This window comes from Aliiroseovarius sp. M344 (assembly GCF_025140835.1).
Lineage (GTDB): Bacteria > Pseudomonadota > Alphaproteobacteria > Rhodobacterales > Rhodobacteraceae > Aliiroseovarius.
Window position 1 is genome coordinate 2074063 of sequence record NZ_CP081153.1, and the last position, 26245, is coordinate 2100307.

At 58.3% G+C, this 26245-nt stretch carries 27 protein-coding genes; 3 read left to right on the forward strand and 24 right to left on the reverse strand.

What is annotated here, in order from left to right; all coding sequences use genetic code 11:
• Positions 1 to 49: 49 nt before the first annotated feature.
• The 3 genes from K3556_RS10115 to K3556_RS10125 all read left to right on the forward strand — a co-directional run bounded on the left by K3556_RS10115 (position 50) and on the right by K3556_RS10125 (position 2743).
• Positions 50 to 502, forward strand: coding sequence for a hypothetical protein (locus tag K3556_RS10115; RefSeq protein WP_260516672.1), 453 nt, complete (start codon positions 50 to 52; stop codon positions 500 to 502).
• Between the two features lie 80 nt (positions 503 to 582).
• Positions 583 to 1131, forward strand: a complete 549-nt coding sequence (locus tag K3556_RS10120) for a hypothetical protein (RefSeq protein WP_260516673.1) — start codon at positions 583 to 585, stop codon at positions 1129 to 1131.
• A gap of 181 nt (positions 1132 to 1312) precedes the next feature.
• Positions 1313 to 2743 carry a DEAD/DEAH box helicase gene (locus tag K3556_RS10125; RefSeq protein WP_260516674.1) on the forward strand — a complete coding sequence of 477 codons (1431 nt, stop codon included), beginning with the start codon at positions 1313 to 1315 and terminating at the stop codon, positions 2741 to 2743.
• Between the two features lie 132 nt (positions 2744 to 2875).
• On the opposite strand, the gene K3556_RS10130 is transcribed toward K3556_RS10125, so the two are convergent.
• The 24 genes from K3556_RS10130 to K3556_RS10245 all read right to left on the reverse strand — a co-directional run bounded on the left by K3556_RS10130 (position 2876) and on the right by K3556_RS10245 (position 26242).
• The gene (locus K3556_RS10130) at positions 2876 to 4537 is read right to left on the reverse strand and encodes a ribonuclease J (RefSeq protein ID WP_260516675.1); all 1662 of its coding nucleotides are present in this window, start codon (positions 4535 to 4537) and stop codon (positions 2876 to 2878) included.
• The gene (locus K3556_RS10135; protein WP_260516676.1) at positions 4534 to 5313 is read right to left on the reverse strand and encodes a type III pantothenate kinase; all 780 of its coding nucleotides are present in this window, start codon (positions 5311 to 5313) and stop codon (positions 4534 to 4536) included. The genes K3556_RS10130 and K3556_RS10135 overlap by 4 nt, the downstream gene beginning before the upstream one ends.
• A gap of 11 nt (positions 5314 to 5324) precedes the next feature.
• Positions 5325 to 6089, reverse strand: a complete 765-nt coding sequence (locus K3556_RS10140; protein ID WP_260516677.1) for a biotin--[acetyl-CoA-carboxylase] ligase — start codon at positions 6087 to 6089, stop codon at positions 5325 to 5327.
• Positions 6079 to 7515 (reverse strand): NADH-quinone oxidoreductase subunit NuoN, encoded by a 1437-nt coding sequence (gene nuoN, locus K3556_RS10145; protein ID WP_260516678.1) that lies wholly within the window; start codon positions 7513 to 7515, stop codon positions 6079 to 6081. The genes K3556_RS10140 and nuoN overlap by 11 nt, the downstream gene beginning before the upstream one ends.
• An 11-nt stretch (positions 7516 to 7526) precedes the next feature.
• Complete coding sequence (locus K3556_RS10150) at positions 7527 to 9071, reverse strand: NADH-quinone oxidoreductase subunit M (protein WP_260516679.1); 1545 nt, start codon at positions 9069 to 9071, stop codon at positions 7527 to 7529.
• On the reverse strand, positions 9071 to 11242 hold the full coding sequence (nuoL, locus tag K3556_RS10155; protein WP_260516680.1) for an NADH-quinone oxidoreductase subunit L: 2172 nt from the start codon (positions 11240 to 11242) through the stop codon (positions 9071 to 9073). Before nuoL ends, K3556_RS10150 begins: the two co-directional genes overlap by 1 nt.
• Before the next feature lie 6 nt (positions 11243 to 11248).
• The gene (gene nuoK / locus K3556_RS10160) at positions 11249 to 11554 is read right to left on the reverse strand and encodes an NADH-quinone oxidoreductase subunit NuoK (protein WP_191285578.1); all 306 of its coding nucleotides are present in this window, start codon (positions 11552 to 11554) and stop codon (positions 11249 to 11251) included.
• An 81-nt stretch (positions 11555 to 11635) separates the two neighbouring features.
• Positions 11636 to 12250 carry an NADH-quinone oxidoreductase subunit J gene (locus K3556_RS10165; RefSeq protein WP_260516681.1) on the reverse strand — a complete coding sequence of 205 codons (615 nt, stop codon included), beginning with the start codon at positions 12248 to 12250 and terminating at the stop codon, positions 11636 to 11638.
• Positions 12247 to 12654: a carboxymuconolactone decarboxylase family protein gene (locus tag K3556_RS10170; protein WP_260516682.1), complete on the reverse strand. Its 408-nt coding sequence runs from the start codon at positions 12652 to 12654 to the stop codon at positions 12247 to 12249. Before K3556_RS10170 ends, K3556_RS10165 begins: the two co-directional genes overlap by 4 nt.
• A 9-nt stretch (positions 12655 to 12663) precedes the next feature.
• A complete protein-coding gene (gene nuoI, locus K3556_RS10175) occupies positions 12664 to 13155 on the reverse strand; it encodes an NADH-quinone oxidoreductase subunit NuoI (RefSeq protein ID WP_260516683.1) in 492 nt (163 codons plus the stop codon).
• A 3-nt stretch (positions 13156 to 13158) separates the two neighbouring features.
• Positions 13159 to 14196 (reverse strand): NADH-quinone oxidoreductase subunit NuoH, encoded by a 1038-nt coding sequence (gene nuoH, locus K3556_RS10180; RefSeq protein WP_260516684.1) that lies wholly within the window; start codon positions 14194 to 14196, stop codon positions 13159 to 13161.
• A 148-nt stretch (positions 14197 to 14344) separates the two neighbouring features.
• A complete protein-coding gene (gene nuoG, locus K3556_RS10185; RefSeq protein WP_260516685.1) occupies positions 14345 to 16366 on the reverse strand; it encodes an NADH-quinone oxidoreductase subunit NuoG in 2022 nt (673 codons plus the stop codon).
• Between the two features lie 59 nt (positions 16367 to 16425).
• On the reverse strand, positions 16426 to 16845 hold the full coding sequence (locus K3556_RS10190) for a DUF5333 domain-containing protein (protein ID WP_260516686.1): 420 nt from the start codon (positions 16843 to 16845) through the stop codon (positions 16426 to 16428).
• A 148-nt stretch (positions 16846 to 16993) separates the two neighbouring features.
• Positions 16994 to 18286 (reverse strand): NADH-quinone oxidoreductase subunit NuoF, encoded by a 1293-nt coding sequence (gene nuoF, locus K3556_RS10195; RefSeq protein ID WP_260516687.1) that lies wholly within the window; start codon positions 18284 to 18286, stop codon positions 16994 to 16996.
• A gap of 6 nt (positions 18287 to 18292) precedes the next feature.
• On the reverse strand, positions 18293 to 18529 hold the full coding sequence (locus K3556_RS10200; RefSeq protein ID WP_260516688.1) for a DUF5337 domain-containing protein: 237 nt from the start codon (positions 18527 to 18529) through the stop codon (positions 18293 to 18295).
• Positions 18530 to 18532: 3 nt separating this feature from the next.
• Positions 18533 to 19405 carry an NADH:quinone oxidoreductase gene (locus K3556_RS10205; RefSeq protein WP_260516689.1) on the reverse strand — a complete coding sequence of 291 codons (873 nt, stop codon included), beginning with the start codon at positions 19403 to 19405 and terminating at the stop codon, positions 18533 to 18535.
• Positions 19406 to 19520: 115 nt separating this feature from the next.
• Positions 19521 to 20672 carry an NADH-quinone oxidoreductase subunit E gene (locus K3556_RS10210; RefSeq protein WP_260516690.1) on the reverse strand — a complete coding sequence of 384 codons (1152 nt, stop codon included), beginning with the start codon at positions 20670 to 20672 and terminating at the stop codon, positions 19521 to 19523.
• Positions 20672 to 21892 (reverse strand): NADH-quinone oxidoreductase subunit D, encoded by a 1221-nt coding sequence (locus K3556_RS10215; protein WP_260519222.1) that lies wholly within the window; start codon positions 21890 to 21892, stop codon positions 20672 to 20674. Before K3556_RS10215 ends, K3556_RS10210 begins: the two co-directional genes overlap by 1 nt.
• Complete coding sequence (locus K3556_RS10220; protein WP_260516691.1) at positions 21892 to 22731, reverse strand: sulfotransferase; 840 nt, start codon at positions 22729 to 22731, stop codon at positions 21892 to 21894. Before K3556_RS10220 ends, K3556_RS10215 begins: the two co-directional genes overlap by 1 nt.
• 5 nt (positions 22732 to 22736) lie before the next feature.
• Positions 22737 to 23348: an NADH-quinone oxidoreductase subunit C gene (locus K3556_RS10225; protein WP_260516692.1), complete on the reverse strand. Its 612-nt coding sequence runs from the start codon at positions 23346 to 23348 to the stop codon at positions 22737 to 22739.
• Positions 23349 to 23351: 3 nt separating this feature from the next.
• On the reverse strand, positions 23352 to 23885 hold the full coding sequence (locus K3556_RS10230) for a NuoB/complex I 20 kDa subunit family protein (RefSeq protein WP_091429419.1): 534 nt from the start codon (positions 23883 to 23885) through the stop codon (positions 23352 to 23354).
• Entirely contained in the window at positions 23876 to 24241 is a 366-nt protein-coding gene (locus tag K3556_RS10235; RefSeq protein WP_260516693.1) for an NADH-quinone oxidoreductase subunit A, read from the reverse strand. Before K3556_RS10235 ends, K3556_RS10230 begins: the two co-directional genes overlap by 10 nt.
• A gap of 361 nt (positions 24242 to 24602) precedes the next feature.
• Positions 24603 to 25385 carry a crotonase/enoyl-CoA hydratase family protein gene (locus K3556_RS10240; protein WP_260516694.1) on the reverse strand — a complete coding sequence of 261 codons (783 nt, stop codon included), beginning with the start codon at positions 25383 to 25385 and terminating at the stop codon, positions 24603 to 24605.
• A 2-nt stretch (positions 25386 to 25387) separates the two neighbouring features.
• Positions 25388 to 26242: a hydroxymethylglutaryl-CoA lyase gene (locus K3556_RS10245; protein WP_260516695.1), complete on the reverse strand. Its 855-nt coding sequence runs from the start codon at positions 26240 to 26242 to the stop codon at positions 25388 to 25390.
• Positions 26243 to 26245 lie beyond the last annotated feature (3 nt).

A 26245-nucleotide genomic window follows, 5' to 3' on the forward strand; every position in this document is an offset into this window, starting at 1 on the left:
CTCACGCGCATTTCACACACTCCACCCAACGAAAGAGGAGCCAGGTGTTATGAAGACGAGTTCAATTGCCATGGCCGCTGTATTGGGCGCACAGGTCACACCCTTGTTTGCCAACAGCGCCGCCACGAATACTATGGATATTTGGTCGCTGCTGTCTGACATCCAGGTTGAAGAGGTCGTGACCGAGAACAGCTATCGCGTCATTAAAAGCTGGCCAACGGCACTCTCTCAATCGCTGGAAGATGTAGAAATTGCCGGATACGCGATTCCTATGATCCCTGGAGAAACTGTTCAGGACTTGATCCTATCCTCGGATACCGGCATCTGCCCGCTCTGCGGTTCAGTTGACCACGGCGCAACGCTTCAGGTCACGTTGGATGAGCCAATAACCGGTTTCGAGGACGGCGAGCGCATCACGCTGCGTGGCACGCTTGAACGTGTGGAAGACAGCGAAACCTGGCAAGCCGCAAAGCTGACTGGCGCACAGGTGATCGCGCGCTGAACTGCGAGATGTCATCCAAAGAACCCCTCCAAAATCGCGTGTTGCCGACCGGGGATATCGTCGCGGTACCTTCACGCGGCATGTTCACCGGAAACCGAGGGGCTTTGCCGCTTGTGAACGGTCGGATGGGCCACTCGCGTTGGAAACACCAGCACTGGATCATCTGCGCGTTGGCCCATCCAAAAGGGCGGTATCACGGCCCTCAGCCCGCACGTGGCTGGACACCCCTGTTCTTCCTGGACGAGGCCGTCGGCATGGCCGCAGGTCACCGCCCCTGTGCCTATTGCCGACCTGAAGCATATCGCGCGTTCAAAGCGGCTTGGGCCTCTGCCGCAGGCCAGACCGTAAATCATAAAGAAATGGACAAGAGCTTGCACCTGAGCCGGGTTGACCGGGCGCGTAACCAAATTCGGCACGAAGCGATAATGGGCACCCTCCCGAACGACAGCTTTGTTTTACACGAGAACACGCCGCACCTGATCAAGGATGATCACCTTCTTCCCTTCCAAACAACGGGTTATGAGCCGCAGGTTCGCCGACCGTCAGGCAAGGCGACGGTCTTAACCCCGCAACCGCTGATAGAGGTTCTGCGCGCCGGGTATTCGCCAATTCTGCATGATACCGCCTGATCCATGCAACAATCGCAACGCTTGACCGGGATTGTTCACAAAAGCACCCATGTCATTGACCAAGCCGCTTTTTTTCTTTACCCAAAGGGCATATCGAAGGGGCGCAAACATCGCGCACCGGCCATACGGGTCTTCCCTTCTCATCCGCACGGGCCAGTGATGTCCGTGAAACAGGACATACATGACAAAATTTTCTGACCTTAAGCTCAGCCCCAAAGTGCTGAAAGCCATTGACGAAGCAGGCTACACCAGCCCTACCCCTATTCAGGAAGGTGCCATTCCGCCCGCTCTTGAAGGGCGCGACGTATTGGGTATTGCGCAAACAGGAACCGGTAAAACCGCCAGTTTTACCCTTCCAATGATCACTGCCCTTGCCCGTGGCCGCGCGCGCGCGCGTATGCCGCGGTCGCTGGTATTGTGCCCGACACGTGAGCTGGCAGCCCAAGTTGCCGAAAACTTCGACACCTACGCCAAACACGTGAAGCTGACAAAAGCCCTGCTGATCGGCGGCGTCAGCTTCAAGGAACAAGATCAACTGATCGACCGTGGTGTCGATGTTCTGATCGCCACCCCCGGCCGATTGCTGGATCATTTCGAACGCGGCAAACTTTTGTTGACCGGTGTGCAGATCATGGTGGTGGATGAAGCCGATCGAATGCTCGACATGGGCTTCATTCCGGATATCGAAAAGATCTTCTCGCTGACGCCGTTCACGCGCCAGACGCTGTTCTTCTCGGCCACCATGGCCCCCGAAATCGAGCGTATCACCAACACCTTCCTGTCAAACCCGGCCCGGATCGAGGTCGCTCGTCAAGCCACGGCGTCCGAAACAATCACGCAAGAGCTTTGCATGTTCAAAGCCTCGCGCCGTGATCGTGCAGCATCCGAGAAGCGAAAGCTGCTGCGCGCACTGATCGACCGCGAAGGCGACGCCTGCACCAACGCCATCATCTTCTGCAATCGCAAGACGGACGTGGATATCACAGCAAAATCGCTGTCAAAATACGGGTATGATGCGGCTCCCATCCATGGCGATCTGGAACAGTCCAAACGCATGGAAGTTTTGGATGGTTTCAGGGCCGGAACGCTCAGGTTTCTATGCGCCTCAGACGTGGCCGCCCGCGGATTGGACATCCCGAATGTTAGCCACGTATTCAACTATGACGTGCCCGGCCATGCCGAAGACTATGTGCACCGGATCGGCCGCACCGGCCGTGCAGGGCGCGATGGCAAAGCCATCATGATCTGCGAGCCGCGCGACGAAAAGAACCTTGATGCGGTCGAACGGCTGATCGAAAACAAGATCCCCCGCGTCGACAACCCCTTGGTCGACGCGTCTGCGCCGCGCTCAAGCGCAGCCGACAACGACGTGAAAGAGGACCCCGCGCCCAAACGCGGCCGCAGAAGCCCGCGTACGCCGAAAACCGAACCGAACAATGCCCGCGAGGACACGCCCAAAGACCTTGCAAAAGAGCCGCAAAGTGACAACAAGCCCGCGCGCAACCGCGGCCCGCGCGGTGGCGGTCGTCGCGACGACAGAAAATCCGTTGGAATGGGCGATCATATGCCTGATTTTATTGCAAAAAGCTTCGACGATCGGCGCACAAGTTAAAGCACCGATTGCAGCGCATTCAGTGAAGGCCCGCGATGTAGACCGCGGGCCTTTTTTCATACGAAACCTTGTCTTCTTCTGGCAAGAAAATATCCCCGCCGGAGGCTGCCGCGCGCAGCGCGACCCCCTTCCCTATTCCAAACGGCTGACCACCACAGTGACTTCCGGTTTGCGACCAATCTCCTCATTGGTGGATTTGCGGGCAATCCGTTTCAATTCCTCGCCAAGCTTATCGTCATCGCGTAAGGTCTTTCGGCCGGCCCGCATCAGAAACTGGCCCAGATCCTCCTCCAACACGTCAACCAGTGCCGCCTTGGAGCGACCGATTTCAGGCAAGCCCATCAGTTCGACCCATGGGTCGCCCAGCGGCTCGTCACCCTCCACGATCACATTCACGATCACATGACCGTTCAGCGCCAACCGGATGCGGTCGCGCACGACACCATCCAACGCCCCAATCAAAATGTCGCCATCCAGATAGATGCGGTCTGTGTCGACATGCTCGACCACATGCGGCGTGTCGCTGGTCAGATCACACACAGCACCATTCACCACGACCAGTGACGTGCGCCCGCCCTCTTCCGCCAATTTTACGTGTTCGCGCAGATGGCGGTGCTCGCCATGCATCGGGATCACCATCTTGGGATTGATGATGTCATGCGCCCGCTGCAGATCAGGGCGGTTTGCATGGCCGGACACGTGATAGCGGTCATTTTCTGCGACCATGTCCACACCCATCTCGGAGAAGGCATTCATGATACGGATCACTCCGCGCTCATTGCCCGGAATGGTCTTGGACGAGAACAGGAACATGTCCCCTTCCGCCATGGTCAGCCCCATATATTTTCCGCGTGCCAGTTGCGCCGACGCGGCGCGGCGTTCGCCTTGGCTGCCAGTGACGATCAGCATCAAGCTGTCACGCGGGATATCGCGTGCGTCTTCTGGGGTGACAGTGGTCGGAAAATCTCCCAACACACCGGTTTCAATACCGGCCTGGATCATCCGCCGCATGGCGCGACCCAGAAGGCAAACAGATCGCCCGGCGGCCTTCCCGGCCTCCGCCAATTGTTTCACCCGCGCCACGTTTGAGGCAAAGGTGGTGGCCACCACCATCTGCGGCGCGTCTTTGATCAAGGTCACAAGTTCAGGCCCGACCTCGGCTTCCGACCGACCGGGATGGGTGGAAAACACATTGGTGGAATCACAAACCAGAACTTTTACGCCGGGCTTTGCCACCTCGCGCCACAGCGCCTCGTCAAATGGGTCACCCAGCACCGGGGTCTCGTCCAGCTTGAAGTCACCCGTATGCACAATCCGGCCCGCGGGCGTGTCGATCACCAGTCCGGCACTTTCAGGGATCGAATGGCTGAGCGGCAGGAAACTGACCTTGAACGGCCCCGCCTCGATCACCTGCGGATAGACATCGGCGGCGATCACCGCCTCGGGCACCTGCCCTGCTTCCTCCATTTTGCGCTGCGCGTGATAGCGGGTGAAGGGGCGCGCATGGATTGGCGCTTTCAGCCGGGAATACAAACGCCCGATCGCGCCCACATGGTCTTCATGCGCATGGGTGATGAAAATCGCCTCCAACCGGTCGGCATTGTCCGCCAGCCACGTGATATCCGGCATGATCAGATTGACACCCGGCGTCGTATCCATGTCCGGAAACGTGACGCCCAGATCAACTAAGATCAGGCGTTCCTTGCCCGGTTTACCATAGCCATAGACATAGGCGTTCATGCCGATCTCGCCGGCGCCCCCCAGCGGGAGGTAAATCAGACGGTCAGCGGTCATATATTGCCCTGTTCCTTGTTGTAATCGTAAATGCTGACCAGCCCGTGCATGGTCAGATCGTGGTCAATCTCGTCATAAAGATGCGCGCCCTGTTCAAAAAGCGGCGCAAGACCACCGGTGCCTATCACCTTCATCGGCAGACCGTATTCATCTTTCACCCGTTGCACCAGCCCTTGCACAAGGCCGACATAACCCCAGAAAATACCGGACTGAATACAGGCCACTGTATTGGTGCCAATCACCTTGTCTGGTTGTGTGACGTCCACGTGGGGCAGCGCCGCAGCGCCTTGGTGCAGCGCTTCAAGCGACAGGTTTACACCCGGCGCAATCACCCCGCCGATATAGGCCCCATCATGGGCTACCACGTCGATATTGGTCGCTGTGCCAAAGTCGACGACCATACAGTCCCCGCCATAGCGTTCGAACGCCGCCACGGCATTTGCCAACCGGTCCGGACCGGCGACGGTTCCGGTATCAATGCGCGGTGCCACGGGCAGCAAACAATCCGGCTTGCCGACGACAAGTGGGCGGCACCCAAAGAACCGATCCGCGAAGACGCGCAGGTTCCACACAACACGCGGCACCGTTGAGCTGACCACAACCCCGGTGATGTCTGGGTCGATCTTGTAGTGATTGATCAAGGTCGAAAACCACGTGAAATAGGCATCCGCTGTCCGTGAATGGTGGGTCGATGTGCGAAGGGTGCACAAAAACTTGTCGCCATCCCAGATTGAGAAGACCGTGTTGGTGTTGCCGCAGTCGATGGCCAGAAGCATGGATGCCTCCCTCAGAAAAATATCTCGGCCGCGGGGATCACCTCGCGGGATGTGGCTGTTGATAGGACAAGGTTGCCCTCGGCGTCTACCGTGTCAAACCGCCCCACATATTCGTTGCGCGTGGTGCGGGCGGTGATTTCATCGCCCAAACGGGCGGCGCGGGCAAGCCAAGCCTCGCGGATCGGGGCAAACCCATAGGTGGTAAACGTCGCCTCATGCCTTGCATAGGCCGGGGCCAGAAGGTCAAGGAATGCCTCGGGCGTCAGTCTGACGCCGGTTTCGCCCGCAAGGCTCACGGGTGCGACGGCGCGGCCTTCGATCGCGGCCCCTTCCGGCGCGTCGATCAGGTTCACACCGATGCCGATGGCAAAATGGCCGACCTGAGCCCCAAGGCCTGCGCTTTCCAGCAGGATGCCCGCAACCTTGCCGCCGTTCAGCAACACGTCATTGGGCCATTTCAGCGAAAACGCCTCCGCGCGTCCGGTCGCCGCCACAAACGCATCAAACAATGCAAGCGACGCCACGAAGCTTCTGAGCGCGACTTGCGCGGGGGGCTCGGTTGGCCGCATGACAAGCGTGGCCGAGAAATGCCCTTTGGGGTCGGCCCAGACCCGCCCACGCCGACCACGCCCCGCGGTTTGTTTGTGGGCAAAAATCCATGTCGGACCCAAAAGACCCGGCGCGATGCGCCGGGCCTCTTCATTCGTGCTGTCGACCTGATCCAGAACGCGTTTTCCAACGCCGTCGGGCCAAGCCGTGACGGGTTTATTTGACAAGGGCTTCGGCCGCAGCGGCGGCAGCAGTTTCGATGCCAAAGAAATTCACGACACCCAAAACCACAATTGCAGCGGACCCAATCAGCGCCACCCATGCTGCGGGTGACATCTTCATCTCTAGCCCCTCGCCCTCTTCACCGAAATACATGAAGTAGACGATGCGCAGGTAATAGAAGGCACCAATCACCGAAGCGATCACGCCCGCCACCGCCAGCCAAGCCAGACCGGATTGAACAGCCGCGATCAAAACGCCGTATTTGGCGAAGAAGCCCAGCATCGGCGGCACACCGGCCAGCGAGAACAGAAGCACCAGCATCGCCAGCCCTCTGAGCTTGTCATTCACCGCAAATTGGTTCAGCGCCGAGATGTCAGCAATCGGACGGCCGTCACGCTCCATCGACATGATGAAAGCAAATGTGCCGATGTTCATGGTCAGGTAAACGGCCATATAGAGCAGCATGGCTTGGACGCCATATGCGGTGCCTGCCGCAAGTCCCATCAAGGCAAAACCCATATGGGCAATCGACGAATAGGCCATCAGGCGTTTGATATTGGTCTGACCGATAGCCGCGATTGCGCCCAGGAACATCGACAAAACCGCCAGAAGGGCGATGATCTGCTGCCAGTCGCCGACGGCCTGACCGAATGCGTCAAACAGGACGCGGGCGAACAGAGCCATGGCCGCAAGTTTCGGCGCTGTGGCAAAGAAGGCAGTCACAGGCGTCGGCGCGCCTTCATACACATCCGGGGTCCACATGTGGAACGGCACGGCCGAGACCTTGAAGGCCAGACCGGCGGTGACAAAGACCAGACCGATCAGCAAGCCGAGGCCCACGTGACCGTCGCTTGCCGCGGCGATGATACCCGAGAACAATGTCGTGCCCGCATAGCCATAGGTCAGCGATGCGCCATAGAGCAACAGGCCCGAAGACAGCGCGCCCAGCACGAAGTATTTCAGACCGGCTTCGGTCGACTTCACGCTGTCACGGTTCAGCGATGCCACAACATAAAGCGAGAGCGATTGCAGTTCGAGCCCCATGTAAAGCGCCATCAGGTCGCCCGCCGACACCATCATCATCATCCCGACGGTGCCAAGGGTGACAAGGATCGGATACTCGAAGCGCAGAAGGCCGCGACGCGACATCGTCGCCTCGCCCATGACCAGAACAGCCGCTGCCGCCAACAAGATCGCCACTTTGGCGAAACGCGCATAGGCATCGTCGATGAACATGCCGTTAAAGGCAGCCGTCGTCCCGTCTCCGCCCGCAATCATCAGCGCGATGACGACCATCACCGCCCCGGTAATCCATGTGATCGGCTTGGCCAGCGCATCCTTGCCGGTATAGACCGCGCCCAAAAGGGCAACCATCGCATAGATGGCCAAAGCGAGTTCAGGCAGAACCGTTTGAATATCAACAGAGCTCATCTGTGCTCTCCTTAATGCGATGCAGTCTGGGCCATCTCTGCAACGTCTGCAGGAATGGCGGCGTGGAAATTGGTCAGAAGGGCTTCAACCGAGGGGCCGATCATATCGGTCACAAGGCTCGGATAGATGCCCAGAAGCAGGGTCATGAACACCAAGGGGGCGAAGATCATCTTCTCGCGGCTGTCCATATCGGTGATCGACTTCAGGCTTTCCTTGATCAGGTCGCCAAAGACGACGCGGCGATACAGATAAAGCGCGTATGCCGCCGAGAAGATCACGCCCGATGTGGCGACCAGAGCGACCCAGGTGTTGGCTTGGAACATACCGACCAGCGTCAGGAATTCACCGACGAAGCCCGAGGTGCCCGGTAGGCCCACATTTGCCATGGTGAAGAACATGAAGATCAAGGCATAAGCCGGCATACGGTTCACAAGGCCGCCATAAGCATCGATATCGCGGGTGTGCATCCGGTCATAAATGACGCCGACACACAAGAAGAGCGCGCCCGAGATGAAACCGTGGCTCAGCATCTGAAAGATCGCCCCATCCACACCTTGTTGGTTGAGCGAAAAGATACCAGCGGTCACATAGCCCATATGCGCCACCGATGAATAAGCGATCAGCTTTTTCATGTCTTCCTGCACCAGAGCCACCAGCGAGGTGTAGACAATCGCGATGGCTGACATCCAAAGAACGAAGCACGCCAGCGTGTCCGCCCCGACCGGGAACATTGGCAGACTGAAGCGCAGGAAGCCGTAGCCACCCATTTTCAACAGGATCGCGGCCAGAACGACCGAACCAGCGGTCGGCGCCTGAACGTGCGCGTCTGGCAACCAGGTGTGTACCGGCCACATCGGCATTTTCACCGCGAAAGAAGCGAAGAAGGCGACGAACAGAAGCGTCTGCGCGCCACCCACGATTTGAATACCCAAGAGGCTGAACGTGTCAGAGCCAAACTTGTGCGTCATCAATGTCGGGATGTCTGTCGATCCGGCGTCTACATACATGTAAACCATGGCGACCAGCATCAGGACCGAACCCAAGAACGTATAGAGGAAGAACTTGAACGCGGCATAGATACGCTCTTTCCCGCCCCAGATGCCGATGATCAGGAACATGGGGATCAGGCCAGCTTCGAAGAAGAGATAGAACAGCACCAGATCCAACGCCATGAACACGCCAAGCATCAGCGTTTCCAGAAGCAGGAAGGCGATCATGTATTCCTTGACGCGGGACTTTACGCCCCAGCTGGCCCAGATGGTCAGCGGCATCATGAAGGTGGTGAGCATGACAAACAGGACCGAGATCCCGTCGACGCCCATCTTGTATTTCAGGCCCATGATCCAGCTGCCCTCTTCCACGAACTGAAAGCCCGTGTCAGCCGAGTCAAAACCCGTCAGCAGAAGAAGTGAGAACAGGAAGGTGGCCACGGTGGCCGCCAGTGCAAGCCACTTGGCATTGCGCGTGGCCGCCTCGTCATCGCCGCGCAGGAAAAGCGCAAGGATCACAGCCGCAACCAGCGGCAGGAAAGTGATGATGGAAAGCAGGTTATTCATTAGTGCGCTCCACCGCTGAAGAGGATCATGATTGTCACCAGAGCGACGATGCCAAGCACCATCGCGAAGGCGTAAGAGAAGACGTAACCGGTTTGTGCCCGGCCGGCCTGTTTGGTGAACCACGGCACAACGCCCATGGCGACCCCATTCAGGAACCCGTCAATGACGTTGCCGTCACCGCGTTTCCACAAGAACCGGCCGATGGCAAAGGCAGGCTTCACGAAAAGGATGTCGTAGATCTCGTCGAAGTACCATTTGTTCAACAGGAACTGATAGACATGTGGGAAGGTCTCAGCCAGCTTCTTGGGCAGGCTGGTGTTCACCATGTAGAACCAATAGGCCGTCGCCAACCCGATCAGCATCGCGATGAAGGGCGACACTTTCACCCAAGCGGGCGCGTGGTGGGCATCGTCGATCACGGTGTTGTCTGCCGCCATGAAGATCGCGCCTTTCGGAGCTTCCCCGTGATGCGCGGCAGCAACCGGTGCGTGGGCCGGATCAGCCATGGTTGCGGCATGCGCTTCATCCGTGGCGTGGCCATCGTCTGCAGGAGTGCCTTCCGCATGGGTATCCGTGGCAGCCGCACCATCCGTGGCTTCCGCATGGGTGTCGGCAGCCTCGCCGTGCTCACCGGCTTCTGCGTGAGTTTCGATACCGAAGAAGGCGTTGACCTTGTGGTGGTCGCCGAAAAACGAGCCATACCAGATCATGCCTGAGAAGATCGCGCCAAGCGCCAGAACGCCAAGCGGCACCAACATCACCATCGGGCTTTCATGCGCGTGTTCATGCGTGTGCTTGTCGCCGCGCGCCTTGCCATAGAAGGTCATGAACATCAGGCGCCAGCTGTAAAAGCTGGTAAACAGTGCCGCGATGACCAGCATCCAGAAGGCATAACCGCCTTGGGTGCCTGCATAAGCGCTTTCGATGATCGCGTCTTTCGACAGGAAGCCTGCAAAGCCGATCGTGGTCAGCGGGATGCCAACGCCGGTAATGGCCAGCGTGCCGATCATCATCGCCCAGAAGGTCATCGGCAGCTTCTTACGAAGATCGCCATAGTTCCGCATGTCCTGTTCGTGATGCATCCCGTGGATCACGGAACCCGCCCCAAGGAACAGCATCGCCTTGAAGAAGGCGTGGGTCAGCAGGTGGAACATGGCAACCGAATAGACGCCAACACCTGCGGCCACGAACATATAGCCCAACTGCGAACAGGTCGAATAGGCGATCACGCGTTTGATGTCGTTTTGTACAAGGCCAACCGTGGCCGCGAAGAACGCGGTGGTGGCGCCAAGGAAGACGATGAAGTTCGTCGCCTCGGGCGCGTATTCCATCAGGGGCGACATCCGGCAGACAAGGAACACACCCGCCGTCACCATGGTCGCGGCGTGGATCAGAGCCGACACCGGGGTTGGGCCTTCCATCGCATCCGGCAACCAGGTGTGCAGGAACAGTTGCGCCGACTTACCCATGGCCCCGACGAACAGCAGGAACGCCAGAAGGTTGGCGGCGTTCCAGTCGCGCCACAGGAAGTGAAGCTCGGTCTCGGCCAGTGCAGGGGCGGCGGCGAACACGTCGTCCAGCACAATCGAGTCTGTCAGGTAGAACAGACCGAATATCCCCAGCGCAAAGCCAAAATCACCCACTCGGTTCACCACGAAGGCTTTGATCGCCGCCGCGTTGGCCGAAGGCTTCTTATAATAAAAGCCGATCAGCAAGTACGAGGCCACGCCCACGCCTTCCCAGCCAAAGAACATCTGAAGCAGGTTGTCGGCGGTCACCAGCATCAACATCGTGAAGGTGAAGAAGCTGAGATAGGCGAAGAAGCGGGGGCGATAGCTTTCGCCCTCGAACTGCGGATCATGGGCCATGTAGCCCATGGAATAGAGGTGCACCAGCGACGACACCGTGGTGACAACGATCAGCATGATCGCGGTCAGACGGTCCAGCCGGATTGACCAGTCAACGGACAATGTCCCCGACTGCACCCAATTCATCAGGTGGATATGTTGTGTCTCGGCCCCAAGGCCAAGGAAGGTGACCCAGGACAGCAAAGCTGCCAGGAACAACAGCGCGGTGGTCAACACCTGCGCGCCCTTGTCGCCAATGACCCGATGGCCGAAGCCCGCAATCAGTGCGCCGATAAGCGGGGCAAAAAGGATGATCTGTACCATTTGCCGTTAGCCTTTCATCACGTTGACGTCTTCGACATCAATTGTGCCACGGTTGCGGAAGAAGCTGACCAGAATGGCCAGACCAATGGCAGCCTCGGCGGCGGCCACGGTCAGAACAAAGAGCGTGAAGACCTGCCCGGCCAAATCGCCAAGATAGGACGAGAACGCCACGAGGTTGATGTTCACTGCAAGCAGCATCAGTTCGATCGACATCAGCAGGATGATGACGTTCTTGCGGTTCAGGAACAGCCCGAAAATGCCGATGACAAACAACGCCGCCCCGACTGCGAGATAATGTTCAAGTCCAACCATATGCGTGCGTCCCTTCGTTCCGGGCTTGGCTGCCGGTGCAGCGCGCCCAAGTCTTGTTATTCGTTTTCATCTCGGATCCACTCAAAGTCCCTGCCCCGGTTTCACGTCGATGATCTCCATCGCTTTGGCCGGGTCGCGGTGCATCTGGGCAATCACGTTCTGGCGTTTGACGTTGGTGCGGTGGCGCAGGGTCAGAACGATGGCGCCGATCATTGCAACCAGCAGGATCAGGCCCGCCAACTGGAACAGCAGGATGTAGTCGGTGTAGAGGATTTGCCCCAGTGCCTGCGTGTTATGCGCCACGTCCAGAGCCGGTGTAACGGCGGCACGCGCCGCCTCGGCCCCGTCCGAGAACTGCCAGACCCCGAAGATTGTGCCCAGTTCCATCAACAGGATGACACCGATCAACAGCGCCAGGGGAAGCGACTTGGACATCTCGGCCTTCAACTCGGCAAAGTCCACGTCCAGCATCATCACAACGAACAGGAACAATACCGCGACCGCGCCCACATAGACGATCATGAGCAGCATCGCCACGAACTCGGCCCCCAGCAGAACGAACAGCCCTGTTGCGCCAACGAAAGAGGTGATCAGCCACAAGACCGAGTGCACGGGGTTCCTTGCCATCACGGTAAAGAACCCGCCCACCACGGTGGTCAGGGCAAAGAGGTAAAATGCGAAATCGGCAACGCTCATGCGTCCCCCTCCTCGTTGTCGTCAAACACGGCTTGCGCCAGCTCCAATGCACGGGTCATGGCCGGAAGGCCGCCCAGCATCGACATTTGATAGATCACCTCGGCGATCTCTTTTTCAGTCGCGCCCGCTTCCAAAGCGTGGCGCACGGTCAGCTTGATCTGCGCGTCAGCCTGCGCCCCCAGCACGGTCAGCCCTGCCAGCGTGATCAACATCCGCGTCTTGGCATCCAGCCCGTCCTTGTTGAAGGCATTGCCAAACATCATGTCCATCATGTCTTTCGGCATGGTCGGCATGAGCTTGTCGAAGCCCTGAGGCTTGAACGTCTCCAGGGCAGGATTGAAGTTGCGGAGCATTTCCTGCCCCTGCTCCATCATCTGTGCATATAGTTTGGAGAAATCGTTCATTGGTTTTCCTCAGCGATACGGCGCATCAAGTTCGATGTTGCGGGCAATCTCGGCCTCCCAGCGTTCGCCGTTCTCAAGCAGTTTGGCCTTGTCATAGAACAGCTCTTCACGGGTTTCGGTCGCAAACTCGAAATTCGGGCCTTCGACGATCGCATCCACCGGGCAAGCCTCTTGGCAGAAGCCGCAATAGATGCACTTGGTCATGTCGATGTCGTACCGCGTGGTGCGGCGCGAGCCGTCGTCGCGGGGTTCGGCATCAATGGTGATTGCCTGCGCCGGGCAGATGGCCTCGCAGAGCTTGCAGGCAATGCAGCGTTCTTCCCCATTTGGATAGCGGCGCAACGCGTGTTCACCACGGAAACGCGGGGACAGCGGGCCTTTTTCATGCGGATAGTTCAGCGTTGCCTTGGGCGAGAAGAAATACTTCAGCCCCAACCCGAACCCTTTGACGAAATCCGCCAGCAGGAAGTATTTCGTTGCGCGTGCGTAGTCAAAAGCCATCTATCAGCCCCCCACAGCCCAGCGGGCATAAGTGCCCCAGAATGCCCCGAATTGGGCGAAGAATGCGACCAGCACAACCCAAGCCAGCGACAAGGGCAGGAAGACTTTCCAACCGATGCGCATCAACTGGTCATAGCGATAGCGCGGCGTGATCGCTTTGATCATCGAGAAGACGAAGAAGAAGAAGAAAATCTTCGCAAACAGCCACAAGATGCCGTCCGGCAGTGCCTCGACCGGTGACAACCAGCCGCCGAAGAACAGGATCGAGATCAGCGTACACATCAGAACGATGGCCACATATTCACCGATCATGAACAGAAGGAACGGCGTGGACGAGTATTCGACCTGATACCCTGCCACTAGTTCGGATTCAGCTTCTGGCAGGTCGAACGGCGGGCGGTTGGTTTCGGCCAGCGCCGAAATCAGGAACAGGAACACCATCGGGAAATGCGGCAGCCAATACCAGCTCAACAGCCCCTTGCCATCCTGCGCCATCACGATATCGCCGAAGTTCATCGACCCGGTGGTGATGATCACACCGATGATGATCAGGCCTATGGAGACCTCGTAAGAGATCATCTGTGCCGCAGACCGAAGCGAACCCAGGAACGGGTATTTCGAGTTCGAAGCCCAGCCCCCCATGATCACGCCGTACACCTCAAGCGAAGAAACAGCGAAGACAAACAGGATCGCGACGTTCACATCGGCCAGAACCCAGCCATCATTGAACGGGATCACCGACCACGCGACCATGGCCAGAACGAAGCTCATCAACGGGGCCAAGAAGAACACGAAGCGGTCCGCACCTGCGGGCACAACGATTTCTTTCAGCACATATTTGATAAAATCCGCAAAGGACTGCAGCACGCCGAACGCGCCCACCACGTTGGGGCCCTTGCGCATCTGCACCGCTGCCCAGACCTTGCGGTCGAAATAAAGCAGAAACGCCAGCGCCACCAAAAGCGGAACCACGATCAGCAGACATTGTCCGATAATCAGAAGGGCGATGCCCAGATTTGTTGTCGTGAAGAATTCAACCATGTTGCGTCATGCCCTCAGACCGTCGGTATTCATTTTCTCTTGCAGAACCAAAGGGATGCACAGCCACGCCGCAAGGTCCTGCACGCAGGCCTTTCCGTTCGCTTTTGCTGGCCACTTGATTGGTCACGTCCCGGTCCTGCCTCTGTTCTTATTCTGCTGCCAGCTTCGACGTCGCACGTGCGCGCGCCTGAGCCGAAAGCTCTGCCATCACTTCCGACGCCCGTGCAATCGGGTTGGTCAGATAGAAATCTCCGATCGTGTAACGGAAGCTTGCAGCCCCCATCTTTTCGACTGGAAGCGGTTGCCATTCATTTGCGGCGACCTGATCAACGCCCGCCAGAACCGGTGCCTCGGCGACCATCGCGCGGCGCAAGCCGGCTTGGTTGTCCCATGGCAATGTCGCGCCCAGCTCGGCCGACAGCGCCCGCAGGATGGCCCAGTTTTCCTTGGCCTCGCCCGGTGCAAAATTGGCACGCAGCGCCAGTTGCGGGCGGCCTTCGGTGTTGACGAACAACCCGCCCTCTTCCGTATAAGCCGCACCCGGCAGGATCACGTCAGCACGCATCGCGCCGCGATCACCGTGGCTGCCGTGATAGATGACGAAGGGGCCGTTCGCGATGTCGATCTCATCCGCGCCCATGTTGTAAATCACGTCCGCGCCATGGGTGGCGGCTTCCATGCCGCCTTCGGTCACCGCGCCCACATCCATCGCGCCCACACGACCGGCGGCGGTGTGCAGGATCATCAGCTTGGAGCCTGTGTCCTCGGCAAGTTTCATGGCATTCGACAGAACGGCCAGACCGTCGGCTTCGCGCAAGGCGCCCTGGCCGACGATCACCACCGAGGGTGCGTTTTTCACAGCGCCGTATTCTTTGCCAACGATGCTGTTCAGCGCCGCGCGGTCAGTGCCGACATGCGCGTAATCATAGGTCAGATCAACGGCCTCGCCGACCAATCCAACCTGAGCACCCTTAAGCCACGCCTTGCGAATGCGCGCGTTCAAAACCGGCGCTTCGACGCGTGGGTTGGTGCCGATCAGCTGGATGAATTTGGCATTGTCGATATCTTCGATCGTCGCAGTGCCCACATAACCCGAGCGGTTGCCGATGGGCAGGCGCGCGTTGTCGGTGCGGCATTCCACGTTGCCACCCTGCCCCTCGATCAATGCTTTGAGCGAGAAGGCGGCTTCGGCCGAGGCCAGATCACCGACCAAACCGGCAACCTTCTTGGCGCTTTTCATGGCCTCGGCGGCTTTGGTCAGCGCCTCGCCCCATGTGGCTTTGCGCAGCTTGCCGTTTTCACGCACATACGGCACGTCCAGACGTTGGCGACGCAGCCCATCCCAGATGAAACGGGTTTTGTCGGAAATCCATTCCTCGTTCACACCGTCATGGTTGCGCGGCAGGATCCGCATCACTTCGCGGCCCTTGGTGTCCACCCGAATGTTCGACCCAAGCGCATCCATCACGTCGATGGTTTCGGTCTTGGTCAGCTCCCACGGGCGGGCGGTGAACGCATAAGGTTTCGAGGTCAAAGCGCCAACCGGGCACAGGTCAATGATATTGCCCTGAAGATTGCTGTCCAGCGTCTGGTTCAGATAGCTGGTGATTTCGGCATCTTCGCCACGGCCAGTCTGGCCCATCTGGGCAATGCCCGCGATTTCAGTGGTAAAGCGCACGCAACGGGTGCAACTGATACAGCGCGTCATCGCAGTGCCCACCAGCGGACCAAGGTCCAGATCGTCCACGGCGCGCTTCATCTCGTTGAACCGGCTGCCCGACAGACCATAGGCCATGGCTTGGTCCTGCAGGTCACACTCGCCACCCTGATCGCAGATGGGGCAATCCAGCGGGTGGTTGATCAGCATGAATTCCATGACGCCTTCGCGGGCCTTCTTGACCATCGGCGAATTGGTTTTCACAACGGGCGGCTGCCCTTCAGGACCGGGGCGCAGATCGCGCACCTGCATCGCACAAGAAGCCGCCGGCTTGGGCGGACCGCCCACAACCTCGACCAGACACATGCGGCAGTTACCGGCAATCGTCAAACGCTCGTGATAGCAGAAACGCGGGACTTCGATCCCGGCCACTTCACAGGCTTGGATCAGCGTCATTGCGCCATCCACTTCGACTTCCATGTCGTCAATGACGATCTTTTTCAAGTCGCTCATCACGGTCCCTTTTTCGTTTCGCGGGCCGGGGTTTTCCCCGTGCCCGCACGTGTTTGCCCCTAGCCCTCGGTCAGCAATGACCCAGAGAAGGTGCCTTTTTCCATATTCTCACGCCCAATGGCGCAGTAACTTTCTTCGTCGCCCGGCGTCGCCCCGCGCTTCGCCAACATCGGCTCTGCGATTGCGCGAAATCTGGCTTGCTCGGTCTCGCTGTCCACATAATCCAGCACTTCGCTGGTCGAATAGCCCAGGCTTACGGCATGGCTGCGCAGTGCAAACGCCTTGTTCAACAGGCGAAATTTTCGAAGCTTCAGGGTCGAGCAATTCTCATCGATCAGATAGGCAATCGAGGCTCCAAGAAGTTCATTATGCGTGCGCTTGTCGTTGCGAAGCGCTGTGTAGTCCGTCGCAGATGCGATGCCTGCTGTGGCTGTCAGCACCAAAACGGATGCGAGGGTGATCATACGTAGTTTAATCATGACAAGTCTCCTTTCGTCAGAAAGGAGATGGTGATGCGGGATGTTGTCATGCAATAACAACGTGCTGATAGGGGCACAGAAGCGCCTGTTTTCAGTATGTTGCGTTGCATTTTCATCTTCATCACTCTTTTGTGCCACATGCGCCGGATCACTCCGCCGCGATGCTGGCTTTACCTTGTTTGTTCACTTGAATGCGGTCTTCGATCTCGTGGCGGAAATTGCGGATCAGGCCCTGAATGGGCCATGCAGCCGCGTCGCCAAGGGCGCAGATCGTGTGGCCTTCCACCTGTTTGGTCACGTCCCAAAGCATGTCGATTTCCTCGACATCGGCTTCGCCACGCATCAGCCGGTCCATCACGCGCATCATCCAGCCGGTGCCTTCGCGGCATGGCGTACACTGGCCGCAGCTTTCATGTTTATAGAACTTCGACAGACGCCAGATCGCTTTGATGATGTCGGTCTGCTTGTCCATTACGATCACGGCAGCGGTACCCAAGGACGAGCCTTTTTCACGCAGCGCATCGAAGTCCATGACCGCATCACGCATGTTTTCACCGGTCACGCAGGGCACGGACGATCCACCGGGGATCACGGCTTTCAGGTTATCCCAGCCGCCACGAATGCCGCCGCAGTGCTTTTCGATCAGCTCTTCAAAGGTAATCGACATCGCCTCTTCAACAACACAGGGATTGTTCACGTGACCCGAGATGCCAAACAGCTTGGTGCCCGAATTGTTCGGGCGTCCAAAGCTTGCAAACCATTCCGGCCCCCGACGCAGGATGGTCGGCACGACCGCAATGGATTCCACGTTGTTCACAGTGGTCGGGCATCCATACAGACCCGCGCCCGCCGGGAAAGGCGGCTTCATGCGCGGCATGCCTTTTTTGCCCTCAAGGCTTTCGAGCAAGGCGGTTTCTTCACCGCAGATATAGGCCCCTGCCCCGTGGTGTAGGAAAAGGTCGAAATCCCAGCCTGATTTCGCAGCGTTCTTGCCCAGAAGACCGGCGTCATAGGCTTCATCAATTGCGGCCTGCAGAGCCTCACGCTCGCGGATATATTCGCCGCGAATATAGATGTAGCAGGTGTTGGCGTTCATTGCGAAAGACGCAATCAATGCCCCTTCGATCAGCGTGTGCGGATCGTGGCGCATAATCTCGCGGTCTTTACAGGTGCCGGGCTCGGACTCATCCGCATTGATCACCAGATAGGCCGGGCGACCGTCGCTTTCTTTCGGCATGAAGGACCATTTCAGACCGGTTGGGAAACCCGCACCACCACGACCACGCAGACCCGAGGCTTTCATCTGCTCGATGATCCACTCGCGGCCCTTCTTGATGATCCCGGCAGTGCCATCCCAATGGCCGCGTTGCTGTGCGCCCGCAAGGGTGCGCTCGTGCATGCCGTAAAGGTTGGTAAAGATCCGGTCTTTATCCTGCAGCATTCGCTCTTATCCTTCATCCGTCTGGCGTTTGCGCCAGATCCGATACGTTACCACCAGGCCAAAAAAGAACCCGGCAAGAGCCAGAAGATCCACCAGCGCCATGGTCCTGTTGGACCAATCGAGGCTTTTTCCGACCCAAGTGCCACCGACCCACAGCGCACCGGTGAACGCGATGACAAGACCTGCCAGGCGCCCTTCCCGCTGAATGCTGTTTTTTGGATCGGTGTGCATTGTTTGTGTCATCCCTTAATAGACGTCGCCCTTCTTGACCTTTTTCGAGAACGCGGTTTCGCCGCCCTCGGCCAAAGTCTTGGCTTGATCCACCCAGCCGTCACGTTCGATCCGGCCTTTGAAGCTTAGATTGTCATCAACCCACGAAATCTCGTCCGGGCCCCATTTGGCGACCTGATCGAAATGCCAGAAGCCAAGAGTGTTCAACGTCTGCTCCAACTTCGGACCAACGCCCTTGAGTTGCTTCAGATCGTCGGCACCCGACTTGCGCGGCGCTTTCAGGGTGCGCGGCTTTTTGGGTTTGCCAGTCGGTGCGGCCACAGCAGCTGTTTTCGCCGGAGCTTTGCTGGCCGGTTTTGCTGCTTTCGCGGCAGGTTTGCTGGCTGGCTTTGCCGCTTTCGCCGCTGGCGCCTTGGCGGTTGACGTTTTGGTCGCCGACGAAGCCTTCGCTGCCGGCTTCTTGGCAGCTGGTCTCTTTGCCGCCGTTTTCTTCGCCGCCGTTTTCTTCGCCACTGGCTTCGGAGTCGCCGCTTTCGGGGCTGGGGCTGGCGTCTCTTCGGCTGGCACTGGCGCGCCGTCCATTGCCGCTGCCGGGATGTCCGCCGCTGCTGCCGCCACATTCCCAGTTGCAGACGCATCAGGCGCGCTCGTGCTGGTTGCCGTAGAGCCGCTCAGACTTGCTGCCGTGGTTGCGCCGCGCGCCGGGCGCGTATCGACCACTTCGCCGCATAGCCATTTTTGAAGCAGAATTGCCGCGACAACCGCCACGATAATGCCGACGATCAGGCCGATAAAGCCTGAGATCATCAGGAAAACTGCGAAACCAAGCAGCGCGCCGATGATCCAGCAGATGTTCTTGCAGGTAAAAAATCCGGTATTGTTACTCATTGTCCCTATCCCTGTTGCTGATGTTGGACACACTTATCGGGCGCACAGATGCGTTGGCATTTTTTTGCCTTTTCATACGCTTATGTTCCAAACGACCCGTCAACATACCTGATACTTAGTAGACCTCGCCCTTCTTAACTTTCTTCGAGAAGGCTGTTTGACCGCCCTCTGCCAGAACCTTGGCTTGCTCTACCCAGCCGTCGCGCTCAATCCGGCCCTTGAAGGACAGTTGGTCGTCGACCCAGGCAATCTCGTCCGCGCCCCATTTGGCAATCTGGTCAAAATGCCAGAAGCCAAGGCCGTTCAGGACACCCTCAAGCTTTGGGCCAACGCCCTTGAGCTGTTTCAGGTCATCTGCGCCCGACTTGCGGGCGGCCTTCATGGTACGCGGCTTTTTCGCGGTGCCGGTGGCGGCGGGGGCCGCAGCGGCTTTTGTCGTTTTTACAGGCGCTTTCGCTGCCGTTTTCTTAGGTGCCGCCTTCTTCGCTGCTTTTTGTTGGTTAGCAGGTTTACCGCTGGCCGCAGGCTTCGGCGGTGACGCTTTTCCACTGGTGGCGTTCTTGCCCAACCATGGAGTCAGCAGGGGAACCTCGGTGCCGTCGATCCGCTTGATCGTATCACCGATATCCGTCGCCAGCTGCGCGCTTGCATTATACTGTGTTTTGCCGCTGTCATATTCTTTCAGACTGGTCAGCCCCGACAACGGTTCGGACGCATATCGCCCGTTTTGCGGGCCCGGCGTCGGAACCTTGCCCGCCGCCAATCCCTCCAGCAATTTGGTGAAGCTTTCAGTCGTCAGGTCTTCATAATAGTCTTTGCCGATCTGCGCCATCGGCGCATTGGTGCAGGATCCCAAACACTCGACCTCTTCCCAGCTGAACTTGCCGTCCGCAGATACCACATGCGGCTTGTCGGCGATCTTTTCGCGGCACACCGCAATCAGGTCTTCCGCGCCACAAATCATGCAGGACGTGGTGCCGCAAATCTGGATATGTGCAACAGATCCAACAGGTTGCAGTTGGAACATGAAGTAGAACGAGGCCACCTCCAGCACGCGAATATCAGCCATGCCCAGCATGTCGGCCACATGCTCAATCGCGGGCTTGGTCAACCAGCCTTCCTGTTCCTGCGCCCGCCACAACAGCGGGATCACAGCCGAGGCCTGACGCCCCTCAGGATATTTCGAAATCTGCCCTTCGGCCCACGCTTGGTTTGCGGGGGTGTAAGCGAAGCTTTCAGGCTGTTCATGATAGAGACGGCGAAGCATTAGCGGTCGATCTCCCCAAACACGACGTCCATGGTGCCGATGATGGCGGCGACGTCGGCCAGTTGGTGGCCACCGGCCACGTGGTCCATAGCTTGAAGGTGCAAATATCCCGGCGCGCGGATCTTGGCGCGGTAGGGTTTGTTCGACCCGTCCGACACCAGATAGACGCCAAATTCGCCTTTGGGGGCCTCAACCGCGGCGTAAACCTCGCCGGCGGGCACCTTGAAACCTTCGGTGTAGAGTTTGAAGTGGTGGATCAGGCTCTCCATCGAGCGCTTCATATCCCCACGGGACGGCGGCGACAGCTTGCCGCGCGCCATAACTTCGCCCTGCCCGTCTGGCGCGCGCAGTTTCGCAATGGCCTGATGCATGATCTTCAGCGACTGGCGCATTTCTTCCATGCGGACAAGATAGCGATCATAGCAATCGCCGTTTTTACCAACCGGGATTTGGAATTCAAACTCGTCATAGCATTCATAGGGCTGCGCGCGACGCAGGTCCCACGCAAACCCGGATCCGCGAACCATCACGCCCGAGAAGCCCCAGTTCAGGATGTCTTCTTCGGTCACGATGCCGATATCGGCGTTGCGCTGTTTGAAGATGCGGTTTTCGGTTAGCAGGCCGTCGATATCTGCAATCTTGGCCGGGAATTCATTGGCCCATGTCTCGATATCGTCGATCAGCTCGGGTGGCAGGTCCTGGTGAACGCCGCCGGGACGGAAATAATTCGCATGCAAACGGGCCCCGCAAGCGCGTTCGTAGAAGATCATCAGCTTCTCGCGCTCTTCAAAACCCCAAAGCGGAGGGGTCAGCGCGCCAACATCCATCGCCTGTGTTGTGATATTCAGAAGGTGGTTCAGGATGCGGCCGATCTCTGAAAAGAGCACGCGGATCAGCGAGCCACGGCGGGGCACGTCCACACCGCACAGCTTTTCAATCGCCAGACACCAGGCGTGTTCCTGGTTCATCGGCGCCACGTAATCCAGCCGGTCGAAATAGGGCAGGTTTTGCAGATAGGTGCGGCTCTCCATCAACTTTTCGGTGCCGCGGTGCAAAAGGCCGATATGCGGGTCAGCGCGTTCGACAATCTCTCCGTCCAGCTCCAACACCATACGCAGCACGCCGTGGGCGGCCGGGTGTTGTGGGCCGAAGTTGATGTTGAAATTGCGGATCTTCTGTTCGCCGGTCAGGGCGTCGTTGAAATCCTTGGATCCGTCCATCATGCGCTCACCATCTTCTGGGTCCATTCCGACGGAAGCTCACCCATGAACTTCTCGACGAAATTGTATTGCGGTTTAAGGGCTGCCTGAAGTTGGGCGCGTTGGCCCATCGGCAGGTCGGCTTTCATGCTTTGATGCACCACACGGTCAAACGATGCGGGCTGGGGTGTGATCCCCAAAAACGCGCACAGTCGTTCGATCGCGTCGGGTGTGAACAACCGTTCGTAAAATTCAATATGCAGCGCCTCGCGCGGGATCGCGCGGGTCAGCCGGTTCAGCGTGCGGCGATAGTTTGACCGATCCAGAATGTTGTCCGCCGTGCCGTTCAGCACACCATCAACCTTCGCATCCAGCGACGACACGTTAGTGCCCGCCATCATACGGATATTTGACCAAACACGTTCAACAGGATCGCGCATCAGATAGACAAACCGCACCTTGTCGGTCAGCGCCGCCATGGTTTTTATCGATTTTTCTTTCAGCAAGCCATAAGCCGGGGTGAAGTCGCCAATCACGCGGGCTTTGGCGCCGCCGTCCTGCACATAACGCAAATAGGCCGCGTCATCCCGCGTCTTGCCATCAAACACCGACAGCCAGCGCTCCAGATCCGCGATAAGCCGTTTCTGCCAAGCGGTCGGCTTGTCTTTGCGGGCAGCCTCAAGACGGGTCTGCGCCTGCTGGCGATAGAAATCGCCCGTGCCCTGCTCCAACGCGTCGAAGTAGTGCAATTCCTTCATCGCCGGAAGATGACACTCCCGGTGGCCCGACAGGTAATCGAACAGCCAGCTTGTGCCAGCCTTCGTTGCCCCAAGGCAGAATATGAAGGTTTGCCCGCTCATCTGGTTCAGCCTTTGGCCTCGTCAGATTTCTCGTCACCCGGAAGGATGTAGTTGGCCCCTTCCCACGGCGACATAAAGTCGAACTGGCGATACTCCTGAGTCAGTGACACGGGTTCGTACACCACGCGTTTCTCGACCTCGTCATAGCGCACTTCGGTATAGCCCGTTGTCGGGAAATCCTTGCGCAGCGGGTGGCCGCGAAAACCGTAATCTGTCAAGATGCGGCGCAGGTCCGGATGGCCAGAAAACAGAATGCCAAACATGTCAAAGACTTCACGCTCGAACCAACCAGCCGAGGGATGAACCTCGGTGATCGACGGCACCATGTCGTCTTCGCGCACAGCGACTTTCACGCGAACGCGCTGGTTCGTGTACATCGACAGGAAATGGTAAACCATGTCGAAGCGCGCTTCCCGCGATGGATAGTCAACCGCTGTGATATCCACCAATGACGAGAATTTGCAGGTCTTGTCGGTTTTCAGAAAGTCGATGAAAGACGGGATGGCGGACAACGGCACATTGACCGTCAGTTCGCCGAAAGCGATGTCCCAACTCAGAACGCAATCAGGGCGTTTGATTTCCAGAAGGGCACCAAGTTCTTTCAGGGCGTCACTCATCGCTTACCTCACAATCGTGCCGGTGCGGCGGATTTTGCGTTGCAGTTGCAGAATGCCATACACAAGCGCCTCGGCGGTCGGGGGGCAACCAGGGACATAGATGTCCACGGGCACGATCCTGTCACAGCCGCGCACCACCGAATAGGAATAGTGGTAATAGCCGCCACCATTGGCACATGACCCCATCGAGATCACATAGCGCGGATCGGGCATCTGGTCATACACCTTGCGCAGCGCCGGAGCCATCTTGTTGGTCAGTGTGCCGGCGACAATCATTACGTCCGATTGGCGTGGGGAAGCGCGCGGCGCAACGCCGTAACGCTCAAGGTCATAGCGCGGCATGGACGCATGCATCATCTCAACCGCACAGCAGGCCAGACCAAAGGTCATCCAGTGCAGCGAACCGGTGCGCGCCCAGTTGATGATGTCATCTGTGGTGGTCAGCAAAAAGCCTTTATCGGCCAGTTGATCGTTCAAAAGGCGCGTACCATGCTCGCGGTCGCCTTGTGCCGTGTTGGCTCCAGTCATCACTCCCATTCGAGCGCCCCTTTTTTCCACTCATATGCAAAGCCGATCGTCAGAACGGCCAAGAATACCATCATCGACCAGAACCCGACCAACCCGACATCCTTGAAGGCCACGGCCCATGGGAACAGGAAGGCAATCTCCAGATCGAAGATAATGAACAGGATCGACACCAGATAGAACCGAACATCGAACTTCATCCGCGCATCATCAAAAGCGTTGAACCCGCATTCGTAAGCGCTGAGTTTTTCGGGGTCGGGATTGCGCACTGCCAACACAACGGCTGCAAGGATCAGAACAAGTCCGATAACAATGGCTAATCCAAGGAAAATGATAATGGGGAGATATTCTCTGAGAAGGTCTTCCACGTACGGCTCCTTTGAACGGTTTACCCGTCTGTCGCTAGCTATCAGCGGTTTACCTTTGCGTGTTCGCAGGGTCAACCAAGAGCCGCTCGCATTCCGGTTTATGAATGCTTGCGCAAAACACGCGACTGGCGGGCCAGTATACCGTTGTTTGCAAGGGTTTTCGGCACAGGTTAAGCATTTTGCGGGCGCAGAATTTCCTCACTTGTTAACCAAAAAACCATCGCATTTTGCCGTCGCGCAGCAAAAGGTAGCCAAAACTGGCCAGAAAAAAGAGACTCACCCACTTGAAAATGCAGGTGGCCATTCTAATCGGGAAAGGTGGGGCAAGGCCCGGCGACACCCGCCGGGTCCTGCGGTCAGGTCAGGCCCAGCTGGGCTTGCGTTTGTCGAAGAAGGCGGCGATGCCTTCCTGCGCTTCGGCACTTTCCCAGCGGGCGACCAGACCGGCGATGGTCTCGTCGATGATCGCCTCAGAGATGGGCGGGCCAAGCCGGCGGGCCAGGGCTTTGGCCTCTGCCACCGCGCCGGGGGCGACGGACAGGTAAGGCGTCACTTCGGCCTCAACCGCAGCGTCCAGATCATCCGGGGCAACCGCTTTGGCCAAAAGGCCCAGCGTCACCGCTTCATCCGCGTCAAAGATGCGTGCCGACATGAACACTCGGCGGGCCATTGCTTCGCCCAAACGGGCCAGAACATAAGGGCCAATGGTGGCTGGGATCAGGCCCAGCCGGGTTTCGGTCAGGCCAAATTTGGCCCCGGTCACACCGATGGATACATCCGAAACCGACGCCATCCCGACCCCGCCGCCAAACGCTTGCCCCTGCACCTTCGCAATCAAGGGCTTGGGCATTTCATTCAACGTATTCAACATTATAGCCAGCTTTTTAGCCTCGACCCCGCGCGTCACAGGATCTGCCGCCATCTGGTCCTGCATCCAGCGCAGATCCCCCCCGGCACAGAAGCTTTTGCCCGCGCCTGTCAGGATCACCACACGCACCGCATCGTCTGCGCCCAGCGCATGGGCTGCATCTGTCAGGTCTTCAATCATCTGGGCTGACAGGGCGTTGTGCTTGTCGGCCCGATCCAGCAGCAGTGTCGCGACACCACGTTCGTCGGTGGTGATGGAAATCGTTTCGTAACCCATGGTCACTCCCCTGCCCGCATCTGCCGCGCCATTTGTGCGGCCTTGTTTAGAATTTCCCGGTCCAACCCGGTGGTGAAACCCAGCGACGTCACGCGATCATGCACCGCTTCGGTTGCCACGTTTCCTTGTGCGCCGGGGGCATAGGGGCAACCGCCCAACCCCCCCACAGCGGCATCAAAAACGCGAAGGCCCTTTTTCAACGAAACCTCGATATTGTCGCAGGCCCGGCCAGACGTGTCGTGATAATGGCCCGCGAACATGTCCGGACCCGCCACGCCAAGCACAGCGTCCAGCATCGCGTCGGTTGTTTCAGGCGTCGCCTGCCCAATCGTGTCGCCCAGCGAGATTTCATAGCACCCCATGGCGATCAGTTGTTCGGCCACCCAAGCCACCTTGTCGGGCGGCGTCGGTCCGTCATATGGGCAGTCCGTCACGCAGGAAATATAACCGCGCATCATAATCCCCGCCTCGGCCGCGGCATCGGCCACGGGCTGAAAGCGTTCAAGGCTTTCAGCAATGGTGCAATTGATGTTGGCCTTGGAAAACCCTTCTGACGCCGATCCGAAAATGGCAATCTCGTCCGCCTTGGCCGCCACTGCTCCTTCGAACCCGCGCAGGTTTGGCGTCAGCGCGGCATAGGAGACATCTTTGGCCCGCGTGATCCCGGCCAACACATCCGCTGAATCCGCCATTTGTGGCACCCATTTGGGGCTGACGAAGCTCGCGACCTCGATCCGCTTGAAACCCGCACCGGACAGAAGATCGACCAGCGCGATCTTCTCGGCGGTCGGGATCTGACGTTTCTCATTCTGCAGCCCGTCGCGCGGGCCGACTTCGAAAATCTCGACATAATCCAAGGC